Origin of the sequence: Exiguobacterium sp. MH3 (genome assembly GCF_000496635.1) — a bacterium.
In the GTDB taxonomy this organism is placed as follows: domain Bacteria; phylum Bacillota; class Bacilli; order Exiguobacteriales; family Exiguobacteriaceae; genus Exiguobacterium_A; species Exiguobacterium_A indicum.
The window spans coordinates 1,840,529-1,857,298 of the sequence record NC_022794.1; the positions used below are offsets into that span (position 1 = coordinate 1,840,529).

Genomic DNA, 16,770 nt, shown 5'->3' on the forward strand with positions numbered 1-16,770 from the left:
AATCGACCCGTCGAGACGATGGGTCGATGTTTTTCCTTACTGCTTATGGATAGAGGCGGTTTAGCAAACGTGGGAACGGAATTGTTTCCCGAACGTGCTCGACACCTGTGATCCAAGCGACTGTCCGCTCTAAACCAAGACCGAAGCCACTGTGTGGAACAGAACCGTATTGGCGTGTTTCGAGATACCATTTATAAGCACCTGTCTCGTCAAGACCATGTTTCTTCATCTCAGCGAGGAGTTTTTCGTGATCTTCTTCACGTTGTGAACCACCGACGATTTCCCCGTATCCTTCAGGGGCAATCAAATCATCACACAAGACGAAGTCTGGGTTTTCCGGATCTTCTTTCATGTAGAACGGTTTGATTGCTTTTGGCCAATGCGTGATGAAGACAGGACGTGCGAAGCTGTTTGCGATTGCTGTCTCGTGTGGTGCACCAAAGTCATCGCCGAATTCGATATCATCGAATCCTTGCTCCTTGAGCATATCGATTGCTTCCGTGTACTTGACGCGCGGGAACGGTGCTTTAATGTTTTCAAGGACCGTCAAGTCACGTCCAAGCAACTCAAGTTCTGCACGACAGTTTTTCAGTGCTGATTGCACAAGGTGCGAAACATAGTTTTCTTGGACTTCGAGGTTCATCTCGTGATCGTGGAATGCCATCTCAGGCTCCATCATCCAGAATTCGATCAAGTGACGACGTGTTTTTGATTTTTCAGCACGGAACGTTGGACCGAACGAGAAGACCTTTCCAAGTGCCATTGCTGCCGCTTCCATGTAAAGCTGACCCGATTGTGAAAGATACGCATCTTCATCGAAATATTTCGTATGGAACAATTCTGTTGTTCCTTCTGGTGCGCTACCTGTCAAGATTGGCGGATCCACTTTAATGAATCCTTCTTGGTTAAAGAATTCGTACGTTGCACGAATCAATTCGTTTCGAACGACCATGACCGCATGCTGGCGCTTTGAACGCAACCAGAGGTGACGGTTATCCATTAAGAAGTCCGTTCCGTGTGCTTTTGGTGTGATCGGATAATCGATTGCTTCATGGATGACTTCGATTTTTGAAATTTCCATTTCATGACCAATCGCTGTCCGACCGCCATCTGATTTGATGACACCTGTCACCCATAGTGATGATTCCTGCGTTAAGCCTTTTGCTTGTTTGAATAAGTCTTCGCCGACTGTTTCTTTGACGACGACACCCTGCATGAATCCAGAGCCATCCCGAAGTTGGAGGAAGGCGATCTTACCGCTTGAGCGTTTGTTTGCTAACCAACACCCGATCGTCACTTCTTCTCCTACATATTTGTTTACATCCCGAATCATTGCTTTCAACAGTCAACATCCTCTCTCTATTAAACGGCCGTATGTGCCGTGATGAATCCTTCAATCCGGTCGAGTGCCTCTAGGACACGTGCCGGATCCGTCGCGTAAGATAGGCGGACATAGTCCGGTGCACCAAATCCTGAACCTGGAATCAAGGCGACCTTCGCTTCAGATAAAACAGCTGTACACCAGTCATCGACATTATCGAATCCACACATCTCGGCAGCTTGCTTTGCATGTGGGAACAAGTAGAAAGCCCCTTCTGGCTTCAGACACGTCAATCCTTTGATTTCAATGAGTCGTGCATAGATTTTCTCAAGTCGTTCCTCAAAGATGACACGCATCGCTTCGACCGGTGCATCGCCTTCTGCATACGCAGCAACCGATGCTGCTTGCGCAATCGATGTCGGGTTCGACGTCGAATGGCTCGCTAAGTTCGTCATCGCTGAGATGATCTCTTTCGGTCCGATTGCATACCCGATCCGCCAGCCTGTCATCGCATGGGACTTCGAGACACCATTGATGATGACCGTCCGTTCGCGCATCTCTGGCAAGGACGCGATCGAAATATGTGTCGCACCGTTATAGAGCAACTTTTCATAAATCTCGTCACTGATGACGAGTAGATCGTGCTTGATCGCAACATCTGCTACCATCTCGAGCTCTTCTTTCGAATAGACCATTCCTGTCGGATTCGATGGTGAGTTCAAGACGAGTGCTTTCGTTTTTGGGGTAATGTGTTGCTCGAGCAATTCCCGTGTCACTTTGAAGCGAGACGATTCGTCCGTTTCTAAAATGACCGGTATGCCGTCACTGAGTTTAATTTGCTCTGGATAACTGACCCAGTATGGTGCTGGGACGATGACTTCATCGCCTGGATCGAGAATCGCTTGGAACAACGTTGATAGTGCATGCTTTGCGCCTGAAGCGACCATGACTTCTGAGCGTTCGTATGGCATCCATAAGTCACGGCGTGTCTTTTCGATGATCGCATCCTTTAAGGCAACCGTTCCGCCAGACGGCGTATACTTCGTATCGCCCGCTTCTGCTGCCTCGAATGCTGCTTGGATGATGAATTCCGGTGTATTGAAGTCGGGCTCTCCCGCACCTAAACCGATGATGTCTTGACCTTCTTCACGTAGTGCCTTGGCTTTCGCTGTGATGGCTAGCGTCGTAGATGGTGTCAATTGTCGTACGCGTTTCGATAACATGTCGCCCACTCCCTTTACTTGATTCGTAATCGCTTGATGAAAGAACCTTCTTGATACGTGTAATACGAATAATCATAGCCTGTCGTCGTCTTTGAAACGATCTCGATGACGGCACGATCCTCAAAGCCGTACTTAGCAGACACGATGTCTCCTAGTTCCGGATGATCCGCGATGACCGTTTTGATGGCAATACCATCAGCAACTGGTCGTGTCTCAATCGTTCCTTTTTTCGGAACGAACGCCCGTACCGCCTGTCCATTCTGCTTCATCGTAAAAACGACATATTGACGTTTCCCGTTAAAGACTGATTCGAACCGGACGTCCGTTGGTTTGAGTTCTTTTTTCAGACGCGCCTCTGCTTGTTCGGCGACGCTCTGTTCCCGGTCTTTTGCCTCAGCGATCGTCACCTGATAAACGGCGGTGCCAAGTACAGTCAAAAGGATGAGTGCACTTAGCAGACCAAGCGTGATTTTCCACTTCATGTGCGGTAGATGGTAAAGACCATCTGCTCCTTGTCTTTTTCATCGAGAGCAAGACCGAACATTAAATCTTCCGTTTTCAGTGTCCGATTCAACAAGTCGACGATTTTATACGTATCGTCATGGCGGTTCACTTTGACGGTCGCAAGTGTTTCAATTTTTGAATCCATCTGTATGTCCTCCCTCATTTTTCTCTATCTATTATAATGCGATAGGGTTTATCTGAATAGACTTAATCGCCATCATTCAAGAACAATTCTAGTTCTGCCGTCAGTTCATCAAGCGGTTTTGATAAAACAGGCACTTTCGGCAGACTCGTGACGAACCGTTTTCCATAACGCGTCGTCTCAATCCGGCGATCAAGTACGAAGACGACACCTCGGTCGTTCGTCGTCCGGATCAAGCGACCAAAGCCTTGCTTAAAGCGAATGATCGCTTGCGGTAAGCTGTATTCGAAAAATGATGATTTCCCGAGTTTTTCGATCCGTTCCGAGCGTGCCTGGACGATCGGTTGATCCGGTGGCGCGAACGGTAGTCGGACGATGACGAGACAACTGAGATCATCTCCTGGGATATCGACCCCTTCCCAAAAGCTAGCCGTCCCGAACAAGATACAGGCGTCGAGTTGCTTGAACTGTTTCATCAGTCGTTGCCGTGAACCTTGCGTGACCCCTTGCGAGAGTAACGTAAACCGTTCAGGTAACAGCGGTTTCGTCGCTTCATGCGTCAGTCTTAGCAAGTCATTTGAGGTAAACAAGACGAGCATCCGTCCTTCCGTCACCTCTGCGATTTGTAAGATGGCTTCCGCAATCGTCTCTGCGAATTCCGGCAATGGTACATCCTGTAGGAGCGGGAGATCCGTCGGAATCATCAATCGCACGTTATCGGCATATCCGAACGGCGACGGAACGACGAAACGACGTGTCTCGAACGCATCGAGCCCTAAACGGTTCTCAATGAACTGGAACTTGTTCGAGACAGTCAGCGTCGCAGACGTCAGGATACACGTCCGTTTCGAAAAGACATCGCGTCGCAGTCGCTCTGAAATGTCGATTGGTTGTGTGTAGACCCGTGTTAGTTTCCGGTTCTTAACAGACGTCTCGATCCAAGATACCGTCTCATCGTGCGGGGCAAGCATCGTCTCGAAGATGGCGAGCTCCGCTTCTTCGATTTGTGACGTGATCGCTTTTAAATCTGCGACGAGTGAACGTTCGCGATAACTCATCTGCTCCCGGTGTTCATGGAATAGTTTATGAATCGCCCGGATTGCTTGACGCAAACGCCGCAACACCAATTCAACCCGCTTGGCACTTTCCTGGACGGCACGCATCGAACGGTCGAGTCGCTTGAAGCGAATGCTGACCATTCCTTCCCGTCGTGCTTTGCGGGAAGCCAGTTCGAGCCCGTATGCTTGAATAATCATCAATAGACCGTCTGCCTCTTCGAGCAACGTCGTCAGTGCCTCATCGACCGTCTCACTATGGGCTTCGACCATCTCGGCGATGTCCCATTCTTCCGACAGATCGAGCAAGCGGTGTAATAATTTTTTATCGGACGAATACCCGAGTTGTCGGAACAGACGATCAAACGTATGTCCATCAAAGACGAGACCAAAATGATGGCTCGCGACCTCTTCGATTTGATGTGCCTCGTCAAGAATCAACGGACTTCCTTTCGGTAAGACCCCGGCTTCGAACTGCAGATCACTAAACAACAAGGCATGGTTCGTGACGATGATCGTTGCATCCTTTGCTTGGCGAATCGCATGTTGGAAGAAGTCCCGGCTGTACCACGGGTCAAACCGCCCGAGTTGCGATTGGCTATCAGACTGGATCAACTGTTTGATCCCGATATTGCCTTGCGCTGCACCGCCTGGTAAGCTGACTTCTTCTAAATCTCCCGTTTCCGTCTCCGTCAACCAGACGAGTAGAATTGCTTTTGCGAGCGTGAAGTTGTAAGCATCCTCTTGATCATTCAAGAAAAATTCGAATTTCCGTAAATCAATATAGTTACTCCGTCCCTTAAGCAATGCAATCTGGACCGGCGCATCGAACAGTTGACGCAAGAGCGGTAAATCACGCGCGAATAGTTGCTCCTGCAATTGAATCGTGTGCGTACTGACGACAATCGGGACTTCATGTTCAAGTGCGTAATGCGCTGCCGGAACAAGATAACCGAGCGATTTTCCTGTTCCTGTTCCCGCTTCGACGAGTAACGGTGTTTCTTGATCGAGCGATTGATAGACATGACGCATCATCTCGAGCTGCCCACGTCGCTCTTCATATCCTTCGAATAGACGAGGGAACGTAACGGTGTTCAATTCATCAACGAATGGTCCGAACGGTTCAAGAACGGGCGGATGTGCCAACCGCTCTATCGTCTGGCGCTTTTTCAAAGCGATTTTACGGAAACGATCAAACTGTGAATCCTCCTCGATGCCGACTAAACGAATCGCATGGTCGATTTCCTCTTCGATGGCACTGAACAGGCGTGGTGATAAACGTCTTAAGTGCTTCAATGTCTCAAGCGGCAACGTATGTAGTCGTTTGAGTAGTTCAAGCAACAATTCAGCCGTCGCCGAAGCGTCACTCCCTGCCCGGTGCGCCTCTTGATGGGCAAGTTGTAATGACTCTGACAGATGCGACAGCGCGTGGCTTTCTGCTGTCGGAAGTAAGATTCGTGCGAGTTCGACCGTATCGATGACAGGACCTGTGTACGGCAAGTATCCTTCCTCTTCTAACGCATCGTTTAAGAAGTTTAAATCGAACTGCACATTATGTGCGACGAAGACACCACCGTCGAGCAATGATAAGACACGCGGTGCGATGACATCGAATGTCTCGGCCTCTTTGACATCCTCATCCGTGATGCCCGTCAACTGGGAAATGAATGGAGGAATCGGTTGGGTCGGACGCACGAAGGCAGACAATTGTTCTGTCAACTGTCCATCTTCAATGACCGCCATGCCGATCTCAATCATCTCATCGCCAGCCTTTATGGAATGACCTGTCGTTTCCAGGTCGACTACGACGTACTTTTTCTTCAACACTGATCCTCCACCTTTTATCCATCCTCTCCATGACCGGATGGCATTTCATTCTTCATCTTAACAAAAAAAGAGACCCGCTGACATGATCGGGTCTCTAAAATTTCATAAGATCGTGTGGGCGATTTCTTGAGACAACATTTGTTTGATGTCGTTCTGTTCATTTAGAACAGCCACTTTTGGAACATGTGTCGCGATTTCTTCCGTCGATAGTTGCGCGTACGCCATGATGATGACCTCATCCCCGACTTGGAAATGGCGTGCTGCCGCACCGTTCAAACAGATGACACCTGAACCACGAGCACCTTTAATCGCATACGTTTCAATCCGTGCACCGTTCTGATTGTTCGTCACTTGGACTTTTTCATTTTCAAGAATCCCGACAGCATCGAGTAAATCCTCATCGATCGTAATCGAACCAACATAGTGTAAGTTCGCCTCGGTGACCCGGGCCTTGTGTAGTTTAGCGTGCATGAATGTGCGTAACATCGTCATGCTCCTCTCGTATATAGTAAATTATCGATCAAGCGTGCCGATGCAAACTGCACGGCGACTGCTAAGAGAATCGTAGTCGTTTGTTCAGTGACGGGTCTTAGTGACGGGTAGTCGACGGCTTCGACGTAATCGATTGTCGTCCCTTCGAATCGAAGTGCTTCGCGCGTCCGCTCGAGAACCGTTTCAACAGGCACCCCTTGATCGAGTGCTTGTTTCGCTTGTTGCAACGCCTGCTGAATTCCTGGTGCTTGCGCCCGCTCCGTTTCCGAAAGATAGACATTGCGTGACGATTTTGCTAGACCATCCGCTTCGCGAATGATCGGGCAACGGACGATCTCAACCGGAACGAAGTAATCAGCGACATACGCTTCAATCAATGCGAGCTGTTGTGCGTCCTTTAAGCCGAAATAAGCACGGGTTGGACGGACGACGTTCAATAGTTTGCTGACGACCGTCAACACACCATCAAAATGTCCTGGTCGTGATGCGCCGCATAAGACATCATCACCGGAGCGGACCGTAACACGGGCCATATCCAGCGGATACATCGTCTCGTTCGTCGGATAGAACAGATAATCGACCCCTTCTGCCTCCGCGATTTTCTGATCGCGTTCCGCGTCTCGTGGATAACGATCCAAATCTTCGTTTGGTCCGAATTGTGTCGGGTTGACGAAAATACTCAAGACGACGACATCATTCTCTTGTCGTGCTTGTTTGAGCAAGGAGGCATGCCCTTCATGCAAGAATCCCATCGTCGGTACAAAACCGATTGAACCGGCTCCCGCTAAACATTCGCGTAACGTCTGGACGTCCTGAATGATCTTCATTCCTTAGTCCCTCCATAAAGCGCACCAATCAGTTCTTCGTCCATCTGGAACGAGTGTGCTAGTTCAGGGAAAGCACCGGCTTTGACGTCTTTGACGTAAGCAGCGATTGCTTCCGTTCCTGAAGTATTCCAGTCCGTGTACGCTTTGACGAACTTCGGTAAACGACCGACACCATACGTCAAGATGTCATGATAGACAAGTACTTGACCGGCGACGTCTGCACCGGCACCGATGCCGATGACCGGAATCGAGAGGAGCTCTTGAATGCGTTTCGCGAGCGGATGCGGCACACATTCGAGGACGAGCATCTTCGCTCCGGCACGCTCTGCTTCCAAACTGTCTGCAATCAGTTGTTCGGCTGCTTCTAATGATTTCCCTTGGACTTTGAATCCTTCAAGGACACCAACGGATTGTGGTGTTAATCCGAGATGCGCGACGCAAGGCATCCCAGCGTCCGTCAAACGACGAATCGTCTTTAAGATCTCCCCTGCCCCTTCCAGCTTCAAGGCATCTGCCTGCGACTCTTGAAAGATACGCGCCGCTGATTCAAGCGTGCGATCAAATGAACCGTGATAGCTTGCGAACGGCATATCGACGATCATGAACGTCTGTGGTGCGCCGCGGCGTACCGCACGCGCATGATGAACCATGTCATCGACCGTGACGGCAATCGTTGAGTCATAGCCGAGGATGACGTTTCCGAGGGAATCGCCAACGAGCAACATATCAACTCCTGCTGCCTCCGATAGTTTTGCTGAAGGATAATCATACGCCGTCAACATGACGAGCTTCTCTCCAGCTTGTTGTTTTTTGAGTATTGGACCCATTGTGTGCATCGTGTTCTCTCCTTACGTGTGTAGGGAGGACAAAAGGAAAACGCCTTCTTCTCCAAAATAAATGCATGCGGAAAAGAAGGCGGAATAATTGAATATCGTCCTTCTGTCCCTGTCCGTTAAGATCAAGGCAGTTGAAACAGCTAAAACTGGCACCTGTCAATTCGGTATGGTTCCGGCAAGCGGATACCATCCGTGGCTTTATTATACATGACGGGAAAAGCTCTCTGCAAACCGTCTGATTCAAACCTTTATTCTTTTTCCCAGTAAATCAGCTCTGCCGAATGGAAACGGGTTTCCCCCGTTTCCGTCTCAATCCGAATCGTGCCCGTCTCGTCAATACCGAGCAATGTTCCGGAAGCGGTCATCTGACGTGTCCGTAGCGTCACTCGTTCATGTAAGCGATCTGCGAGTGTTTCCCACTCGGAGACGAAAGATCCGAACCCTAGCTCGAGCCACTGTGTGTATAGTCGTTCAAATCGATTCAAAAACGTCGCGACGACCTCCGCACGTCGGAAAGTTCTTCCTGATTCTCGGACGAGCGAGGTAGCACGGTCTTTGATCCCTTCCGGAAACTGCTCGTGATGCACATTGATGCCGATGCCAATGATGACTGAACTGATTCGGTCCGCCTCGGTCTGCATTTCCGTCAAAATGCCTGCCACCTTACGACCGTTGATTAAGATATCGTTCGGCCATTTAATCGTAACCGGAACATCGAATGTCCGGAGAGACTGGGCAAGTGCAATACCTGCTACGAGCGTTAATTGACCTGCTTGGTGCATCGGTACATCTGGTCGGACGAGTAGACTCATCGCGATGCCCTCATTTTTCGCCTCATGCCACGTTCTCCCTAGCTGTCCGCGTCCATTCGTCTGGTGATCGCATACGACGAGTGTTCCTTCCTGCGCTTGCTGTTGCGCTTGCTCATGTGCAATCCGCTGCGTCGTGTCCAGTTCTTCGAAATGAAGGATGTGGCGACCAAGGCGCGCTGTCGTTAACCATTGTTCAATCGCAATCGGTGTCAGCAAATCGCCTTCATCGACTAATTGATAGCCTTGTTTTTTATTCGAGATGATCTGGTATCCTTCTTCCTTCAAGGTTTGCATATGTTTCCAAATAGCGGTACGTGAAATATTTAGTGTCTCTGCTAATTCCTGTCCGGAGTACCACGTTCGCTGACGAAGTGCGATCAAGATTTGTTCTCGGACTGAGTGCGCCATCGCTCTACCTCCTTCAATAATGTCACGCGGTCGTTTAGGCAAGCGCGCGTGACGACACTGTATTCCAAATGCAAAAGTGCTTCTTTGATCTGTTGTTTTTGAAGACCGAGGCGGATCATGTCTTTTCCGTCGACAGCGAGCTCTTTACGACTGCGAATCGGTAAGTCTGATCGCTCTGGATAATCCGTTCCGGTCATTTCCCGAAGGATCATCAGTTCCTCGTCCGACAATCGATAACGATCCCAGTCTTGTAACGGTCGGTGTAACAGAGGTATTAAACGCGTTGCGAGCTGCACTTGATGTTTCGATCGTTTCCAGCGCGTCAATTGATCTTTCGCGAGACCGGCATCGAGTACGAGTGTCCAGACGGCATCCTTTGAAACACCCTGAAACGACTGCTGCGCGAGTCCTTTGACGATTTCTGAAGTCATGCCGGGAAGGTAGCGTTCGATTCCTATCCGGAGCATCGCCTGTAACGCCCGCTGTTTTCCAGGACCAAGTAAGAGCTTCTCGAACTCGATCGCGATCCGCTCAATCGCAACGGCCGCTAGATGCGGAGCGAGTTTAACGATTGCTTGTTCAGTTGCTTCGTCAAGCGAGAAATCCAGTTGGCTCATGAAGCGGAACGCCCGCATCATTCGAAGTGCATCTTCATTAAAACGTTCGGCTGGTTCGCCGACCGTCCGGATGATCCGCTCTTCGATGTCACGCGCTCCTCCAAACAGATCGACACGACCTGATGGTCTGAGTGCCATCGCGTTGATCGTAAAGTCACGCCGGGTCAAATCCTCTTCCAAACTAACGCCAAGCGTCACCTCGTCCGGTCGCCGGCGATCGCTGTACGTTGCTTCTGAGCGAAACGTCGTGATCTCGTACGGCACGTGGTTGAGAACGACCGTCACGGTTCCATGCTCGAGTCCTGTCGGAATGACAACAGGGAATAAATCGATGATCTGTTCCGGTAACATCGAGCTCGCTAAATCATAGTCTCCTGGTGTCCGGTCGAGCAACATATCACGAACGGCACCACCGACGATATACGCTTCACCACCGGCCTCCTCGATCGTCTGAATGATATGATGTGCGCCTTCAAGCAAGTTCATGACGCGCACACACCCGTTCATAGACTTGTTCATAACGACGAACAATCTCATTCGAATCAAAACGACGACGCGTATCGCGAATGCCCTCTTCTGCCATCCGTTCCCGTAACATCGGATCATCCGCGAGTTCACCGATTCGTGCCGCAGCCATTTTGACATCGTAGGTCGGAACGATATATCCGGTTACGCCGTCTTGTATGACTTCCGGTAAGCCACCTGCTGTCGAGACGACACTCGGGACGCCAATTGCCATCGCCTCAAGAACGACGAGCCCGAACGCTTCTTTTTCAGACAACAGGACATGAATATCACTAATGGCGAGCAATTGCGCGACGTGTTCCTGTTTACCGGCAAAGATCACTTTGTCATAAATGCCGAGTTCCTTTGCGCGACGTCTCGTTTGTCCCATCTCTGGACCATCCCCGACGAGCAACAGACGCATCTTCCGGTCTTTCGCTGCAATGGCGAACGCCGCAAGCGTATCATCGATTCGTTTGACCGGTCGGAAGTTCGAGATGTGAATGACGACGACTTCGTCCGCTTCGATGCCGTAATGCCGCTTCAAGCGTTCATCCCGCATCGGATAATAGACACTCTCATCAATCGAGTTCGCAATGACATCGATGTCGTAGTGTGCGTTGAGCGTCGCATTCGTCTCAATCGCTAGACTCTCGGAGACGGCCGTGACCGCGTCTGATCGTTCGATGCCGTACCGGATTGCCGGTTGCATCTCTAAATCTTGCCCGATGACGGTGATGTCCGTTCCGTGTAACGTCGTCACGACGGCGACACCTTTTTTCTTTGCCATGTTTCGCCCGAGATCTGCACAGACCGCGTGCGGAACGGCGTAATGGGCATGGATGACATCAAGATCGAATAAATCAATGATTTCTGCCACTTTTGACGCTAACGTAATGTCGTATGGTGGATATTTAAAAACGGAATACTGGTTGACTTCAACCAAATGGACCGTGATGTTTGGCCGATATTCCGTCAAGCGAAACGGCATGCTCGATGTAATGAAGTGGACATCATGTCCACGATCCGCTAATTTCATACCAAGCTCCGTCGCGACGACCCCACTCCCGCCGACGGATGGATAACAAAGAATCCCAATTGCTTTTTTCATAATAAAACCACACTCTCTTTATGACTTCTATTCGTCTCTATTCTAAGCAATATCAATCGGAATGACCATACTGATCACTTTTCGACTGATTTTTATAGGAAAAGCTAGTCTTTTTCCGACCGTGCCGTTACCCTAGAGAAAGAGTCTTGATTTGAAAGGAGCATACGGAAATGGCACCTCCATTCCAATTTCCGATTCGGATCCAGAACATTTTCTGGATTTTGATCGGATCATTCATCTTTGCTTTTGGTATTTATCATTTTAACGTTCAAAATGAGTTAGCAGAAGGCGGTTTTACTGGGATTACCTTGATCTTAAAAGGACTGTTCGGATGGTCTCCATCGATCACAAACTTAGTGTTGAATGTCCCACTTTTTTTCGTCAGTTATAAGATTCTTGGTCGGACGACCTTCGTCTACACGTTGATCGGTACATTCAGTTTTTCCTTCTGGTATGGATTGATTGCCAAGTATTCACCACTCGTCATCGACTTGCGCGACGATATGGTGCTTGCTGCGCTCTTTGCCGGTGTCTTCATCGGTGTTGGTCTTGGCATCATCTTCAACAACGGTGGTACGACAGGTGGTGTCGATATCATCGCGCGTTTGACGAAGCGCTACTTCGGTTGGTCGATCGGTCGAACGTTCTTAGTCTTTGATTTCTTCGTCATCGTCGCATCCTTGACGTATCTCGATTATAAGCAGGCAATGTATACGTTACTTGCCGTCTACGTCGGCGCCCGCGTCATCGATTGGATGCAAGAGGGCACGTATGCCGGTAAAGCAGCGATGATCATCAGTGATCACCGGACAGAAATTGCCGACGGTATTCATGCGACGATGAACCGTGGCACGACCCGTCTAATCGCAAAAGGCGGTTACTCCGGACGGGATCTCGAAGTATTGTACGTCGTCGTCGCTCGCAATGAAATCAATCGCTTGAAGACGCTCGTTAAAAGTGTCGACCAGCACGCCTTCATCACGTTGCATGATGTCTATGAAGTAACAGGAGAAGGATTCACGTTCGATGAAAATCGAGTCCCAATCAAAGAAACGTAAAAAAAACACGGATCGCTCAAACGAGCAATCCGTGTTTTTCGTTTTAGTCATCACTTGACGGGTTGAAGACGAGCAGTGCGAGACGAAGGAACTCGGCGACAGCAACGAGTGTTGCTGCGACGTACGTCCAAGCCGCTGCGTTTAAGACACGACGTGAACCACGTTCTTCTTCGGCATCAATGATTCCGTGTTCCGTCAACTGCGCCATCGCTCGATTCGAGGCGTCAAACTCGACCGGTAACGTGACGAGTTGGAAGATAACGGCACCGAGCATCAAGACGACACCAAGCATCGCAAGACCACTGAAACCGGCAAATAGACCAATCAACAACAGTGGGAACGATAAGTTCGATGTGATTGACGCGACAGGTGCGATCCGGTGACGGACACGCATCATATTGTAATCCGTCGCATCTTGAATGACGTGGCCGATTTCGTGTGCTGCGATCGAAACGGCTGAGACCGTCGAACCGTAATAGACGTCTTCCGACAAACGAACGACTTTGTTCGTTGGGTCATAATGGTCGGACATCGTTCCACCGATTGGCTCGAGACGGACGTTCGTGATCCCGTTCTGCTTCATGATGAAGTCTGCGACCTGCGCTCCCGTCACCCCACTCTGAATCGGAACATCTTGATATTTTTTATAGGTGCTCCGCACCCGCATCTGAGCCCAGATCGGGACGATGATGATGATCGCGAGATAGATCAAATAGTTTGCCACGAGACATCGTTCCTTTCTTTTTTTGATTATAGGTCTATTTTATGTTCAAGTGATCTTATTGTCAATTGAATCGCGCGCAACAAGCAGATATCCCATCAAAAGACATAATCCGGTCAACCAGAAGGAGCCATAGCCGATCCACTGGATATGCTCCGCAAGCGCTGGGTAACGCGGCCACTGACCGAGGACGTAATCCACGACATCGTTATGAATGACCCAGATGGCGACGAGGACGAGTTCCTTGACGCGAAACGTCATCAGCGGACTGTATAACAACGCCTGGAACGCCATCGCTCCGTGCGATACCATCAACATCAGTGCCATTGCTGTTAAGAACGAATCCCCCGTTCCAAGTTGATTTAACATCAAGGCGTTCATGACGACTGCCCAGACCCCATATTTGATCAATGTCACGAACGCGAGCGCTTCAAACAGTCGGGAACGTCGTCCGAAAATCCAAAGAAAGACGATAATCGTAAAGAAGAGGGATGCTGTCGGGCTATCTGGAATGAACGGATAGTAATACCACTTCGATGTCGCAAGTTGTGGTTCATACCAGTAGTAACCGTATAAAGTACCTGCTAAGTTGATCAATCCGACAATCCAGAGTACGGCTTTATGTCGGAGTAATGTCAAAATACCTTGCAATCGTTTCACCTCATCATCGACAAAAGCCGGAGGATTGCTCCCCCGGCTTTTGGCTTATTTATTGTTTTCGCCGCCTTCACCGTATGAAGCGATGAATTTCGCGAGTTCTTTACGATCCGCGTCTGATCCTTTGTACTGACCAGCAGGCATCGAACCGACACCTTTATCTGCGATTTCATAAATCTCTTCTTCTGTCTTCTTCGTACCAACGAGTGCCGGAGCTGCTGCTCCACCCTCGAGGTTCTTACCATGACAGTTGACACATGACTGGTTCGAATAAATTTCGTATCCTTTTGCCGATGTATCAATTTTTGGTCCTTCGTTCATCGTCAACTCACCTTGTTTATGGATTGTATCCCAGTGAGTCGTTTGAACAGATTCCCATGTCAAGAAGACGATTGAGACGACTGCGAGAAGCATCATGCTGACTGCGATCGGACGTTTCGCAGGACGACGTTCAAGACCTTGGTCGAGCCATGGCGCGACGAGAAGTGCTGTGAACGCAAGACCTGGGAGGATGACCGTTCCCATCAAGATGTACGGACCTGCAGCGAATTGGTATTTCAAGAGCTGATAGAGGAATAGGAAGTACCAGTCCGGAAGCGGAATGTACGACGTATTCGTCGGATCGGCAATGTTTTGAAGTGGTGCTGCTTCTACGATTGTCAATGTCATGAAGCCGATCAAGAAGACCGCTCCAACCATCCATTCGCGAAGTAAGAAGTTTGGCCAGAACGCTTCCGTTCGACCTGGATATTCCGAATAATCTTTCGACTTGTTCGGCATCCGGTTGTTGATCGACACCCGTGAATCGGTGACGAATTTCATTCCTTTACCACGATGCATCGTGTTCTCCCCCTTTTTTGTTGTCTAGATGATAGTCGGTTTAAAGTGGTCCAGAGATCCCTTGTTTACGGATCATCATGAAGTGGGCCCCGAGCAAGACGAACAATGCTGCAGGAAGGAAGAAGACGTGAATCGCAAAGAATCGAGCGATTGTACTTGCGCCGACGATTTCTCCACCCGCAAGGAGGGTCTTCGCGATACCACCGATGACCGGAATACTTTCAGCAATCTGAATCGTAACTTTTGTCGCGAACAATGCTTTCATGTCCCAAGGCAATAGGTATCCTGTCAGACCGAGAGCTAAGACGACGAAGAACAAGAGAACTCCGACGACCCAGTTCAATTCACGTGGTTTTTTGTATGAACCAGTGAAGAAGACACGTAATGTATGTAGGAACAACATTACGATAACGACCGACGCACCCCAGTGGTGCATACCACGAACGATTTGTCCGTGTGCGACTTCATTTTGAAGATAGTAGACGGACGCGTGTGCGTTGATGATGTCCGGTACATAATACATCGTCAAGAACATCCCCGAAAGAATCTGGATGACGATCGTAAAGAACGTCAATCCGCCAAAACAATAAACGAAAGCTGAAAAGTTATGTGCCGGGTTGACGTGCTCCGGTACTTCATGGTCGGCGATATCTCGCCAGAGCGGCGTAATGTCAACGCGCTCATCAATCCAATCATAGATTTTTTGCATCATCGCTTACGCACCTCTTTCGACTGGTTTACCAAGGTAGAGGAAACCATCTTTCTGCTGCATTTCATAACCATCGAGTGGTTTCGTCGGAGGCGTTCCTGGAACGTTGACGCCATCTTTCGTGTACCGACCGAAGTGACATGGGCAATAGAATTGCTCCGGGTGCGTCGGATCTGAACCGAAGCTGACTTGGCAACCTAAGTGTTTACAAATTGGTGAGAGGGCTAAAATTTCTCCCTTATCATCTTTGAACACCCAAGCTGACAACGTTTCTTCGAACTCATACCATGCATCTTGCGTTTGTTTCTTGAAGTCGACCCGTTTTGGTTCTGTCGTGATATCCGACAACTTCATTACTTTTACTTTATCGCCTGCTCCTGATTTCTTCAGGACTGGATCAACTGCGAAGTTGACCATCGGCATGACCATCGTCGCCGCCATGAAACCGCCGACGCCTGTCAATGTATACGTCAAGAACTGACGACGTGTTACGTTAGACCCGTTTTGAGCCATCTCGATCCCCCCTTGTGATGTACGCTGTGCCCCAAGACGACAGTACTTCACACAAATTTCTCACATGGTAATAGTATCTTAATAAAATCATTGCGTCAACCGCTTCATAGCGCGGTCCAACGGTTTCCTAACTGTTCGAGAACTTGTCCTACGAAATTCCCGACCATCTGACCTTGTTGGTCACGACTCATCGTCTCAAGAGCTAGACGTGGCACGTAGATAATCTCTTCGGCGGCAGTCTCCTTCCACCTTAAATCAGCAGTGATGAAGGTGATGAAACGGAATTGCCCGGAAGCAGCCGCTTGACGCCATCCTTCCAACTGTTCGATCGACGGTGCATCGATATAGGTCAGAGCAGGAACGAGCAACGCCCGTCCGGATAGCTGGCGTTCGACTTCGGACGCCACCGTCAATGTCATGTCTGCGCATTCCGCGTAAGCATGCATCGCCTCATCGAAACCGACCGGAAGCAAAGGCACGATCAGCGTATCGATGTACGCTTGCTCGCTTCGTGTCCGCTGTACGTCGGATGGTTTGAAACGCAAGTCATTTCCCCCTTTCTTCGTACTTACAATTCGTCACATTTAATGTAT

Annotated in this window: 18 protein-coding genes; 1 reads left to right on the forward strand and 17 read right to left on the reverse strand. The window is 49.5% G+C overall.

Annotated features, from left to right (window positions below):
* Window positions 1-43: 43 nt before the first annotated feature.
* The 11 genes from asnS to bshA form a co-directional block, all read right to left on the reverse strand.
* Window positions 44-1,333 carry an asparagine--tRNA ligase gene (asnS, locus tag U719_RS09855; protein WP_174316766.1) on the reverse strand — a complete coding sequence of 430 codons (1,290 nt, stop codon included), beginning with the start codon at window positions 1,331-1,333 and terminating at the stop codon, window positions 44-46.
* 29 nt (window positions 1,334-1,362) lie between these two features.
* Window positions 1,363-2,544, reverse strand: a complete 1,182-nt coding sequence (locus U719_RS09860) for a pyridoxal phosphate-dependent aminotransferase (protein WP_023468618.1) — start codon at window positions 2,542-2,544, stop codon at window positions 1,363-1,365.
* 14 nt (window positions 2,545-2,558) lie between these two features.
* Complete coding sequence (locus U719_RS09865) at window positions 2,559-3,026, reverse strand: hypothetical protein (protein ID WP_023468619.1); 468 nt, start codon at window positions 3,024-3,026, stop codon at window positions 2,559-2,561.
* Window positions 3,023-3,193: a YpmA family protein gene (locus U719_RS16650; RefSeq protein WP_012370646.1), complete on the reverse strand. Its 171-nt coding sequence runs from the start codon at window positions 3,191-3,193 to the stop codon at window positions 3,023-3,025. Before U719_RS16650 ends, U719_RS09865 begins: the two co-directional genes overlap by 4 nt.
* A gap of 62 nt (window positions 3,194-3,255) precedes the next feature.
* Window positions 3,256-6,069: an ATP-dependent DNA helicase DinG gene (gene dinG / locus U719_RS09870; protein WP_041255512.1), complete on the reverse strand. Its 2,814-nt coding sequence runs from the start codon at window positions 6,067-6,069 to the stop codon at window positions 3,256-3,258.
* A 105-nt stretch (window positions 6,070-6,174) separates the two neighbouring features.
* The gene (panD, locus tag U719_RS09875) at window positions 6,175-6,558 is read right to left on the reverse strand and encodes an aspartate 1-decarboxylase (RefSeq protein WP_029341994.1); all 384 of its coding nucleotides are present in this window, start codon (window positions 6,556-6,558) and stop codon (window positions 6,175-6,177) included.
* A gap of 2 nt (window positions 6,559-6,560) precedes the next feature.
* Window positions 6,561-7,391 (reverse strand): pantoate--beta-alanine ligase, encoded by an 831-nt coding sequence (gene panC, locus U719_RS09880; RefSeq protein WP_023468622.1) that lies wholly within the window; start codon window positions 7,389-7,391, stop codon window positions 6,561-6,563.
* The gene (gene panB / locus U719_RS09885; protein ID WP_023468623.1) at window positions 7,388-8,227 is read right to left on the reverse strand and encodes a 3-methyl-2-oxobutanoate hydroxymethyltransferase; all 840 of its coding nucleotides are present in this window, start codon (window positions 8,225-8,227) and stop codon (window positions 7,388-7,390) included. Before panB ends, panC begins: the two co-directional genes overlap by 4 nt.
* 248 nt (window positions 8,228-8,475) lie before the next feature.
* Window positions 8,476-9,447: a biotin--[acetyl-CoA-carboxylase] ligase gene (locus tag U719_RS09890; RefSeq protein WP_023468624.1), complete on the reverse strand. Its 972-nt coding sequence runs from the start codon at window positions 9,445-9,447 to the stop codon at window positions 8,476-8,478.
* Entirely contained in the window at window positions 9,417-10,550 is a 1,134-nt protein-coding gene (locus tag U719_RS09895; protein ID WP_023468625.1) for a CCA tRNA nucleotidyltransferase, read from the reverse strand. The genes U719_RS09890 and U719_RS09895 overlap by 31 nt, the downstream gene beginning before the upstream one ends.
* Window positions 10,537-11,679: an N-acetyl-alpha-D-glucosaminyl L-malate synthase BshA gene (bshA, locus tag U719_RS09900; RefSeq protein WP_023468626.1), complete on the reverse strand. Its 1,143-nt coding sequence runs from the start codon at window positions 11,677-11,679 to the stop codon at window positions 10,537-10,539. Before bshA ends, U719_RS09895 begins: the two co-directional genes overlap by 14 nt.
* A gap of 170 nt (window positions 11,680-11,849) precedes the next feature.
* Between bshA and U719_RS09905 the strand changes: the two genes are divergently transcribed.
* On the forward strand, window positions 11,850-12,737 hold the full coding sequence (locus tag U719_RS09905; RefSeq protein ID WP_023468627.1) for a YitT family protein: 888 nt from the start codon (window positions 11,850-11,852) through the stop codon (window positions 12,735-12,737).
* A 43-nt stretch (window positions 12,738-12,780) separates the two neighbouring features.
* Here the strand turns inward: U719_RS09905 and U719_RS09910 are convergent, their stop codons facing one another.
* The 6 genes from U719_RS09910 to U719_RS09935 form a co-directional block, all read right to left on the reverse strand.
* Window positions 12,781-13,461, reverse strand: coding sequence for a zinc metallopeptidase (locus U719_RS09910; RefSeq protein ID WP_023468628.1), 681 nt, complete (start codon window positions 13,459-13,461; stop codon window positions 12,781-12,783).
* A gap of 45 nt (window positions 13,462-13,506) precedes the next feature.
* Window positions 13,507-14,109: a DUF1405 domain-containing protein gene (locus U719_RS09915; RefSeq protein WP_023468629.1), complete on the reverse strand. Its 603-nt coding sequence runs from the start codon at window positions 14,107-14,109 to the stop codon at window positions 13,507-13,509.
* 54 nt (window positions 14,110-14,163) lie between these two features.
* On the reverse strand, window positions 14,164-14,955 hold the full coding sequence (locus U719_RS09920) for a menaquinol-cytochrome c reductase cytochrome b/c subunit (protein WP_023468630.1): 792 nt from the start codon (window positions 14,953-14,955) through the stop codon (window positions 14,164-14,166).
* Between the two features lie 40 nt (window positions 14,956-14,995).
* Window positions 14,996-15,667, reverse strand: coding sequence for a menaquinol-cytochrome c reductase cytochrome b subunit (gene qcrB, locus U719_RS09925; RefSeq protein WP_012370658.1), 672 nt, complete (start codon window positions 15,665-15,667; stop codon window positions 14,996-14,998).
* A 3-nt stretch (window positions 15,668-15,670) separates the two neighbouring features.
* Window positions 15,671-16,177 carry a ubiquinol-cytochrome c reductase iron-sulfur subunit gene (locus U719_RS09930; protein ID WP_023468631.1) on the reverse strand — a complete coding sequence of 169 codons (507 nt, stop codon included), beginning with the start codon at window positions 16,175-16,177 and terminating at the stop codon, window positions 15,671-15,673.
* Between the two features lie 104 nt (window positions 16,178-16,281).
* Complete coding sequence (locus U719_RS09935; RefSeq protein ID WP_023468632.1) at window positions 16,282-16,722, reverse strand: DUF2487 family protein; 441 nt, start codon at window positions 16,720-16,722, stop codon at window positions 16,282-16,284.
* Between the last annotated feature and the right edge of the window lie 48 nt (window positions 16,723-16,770).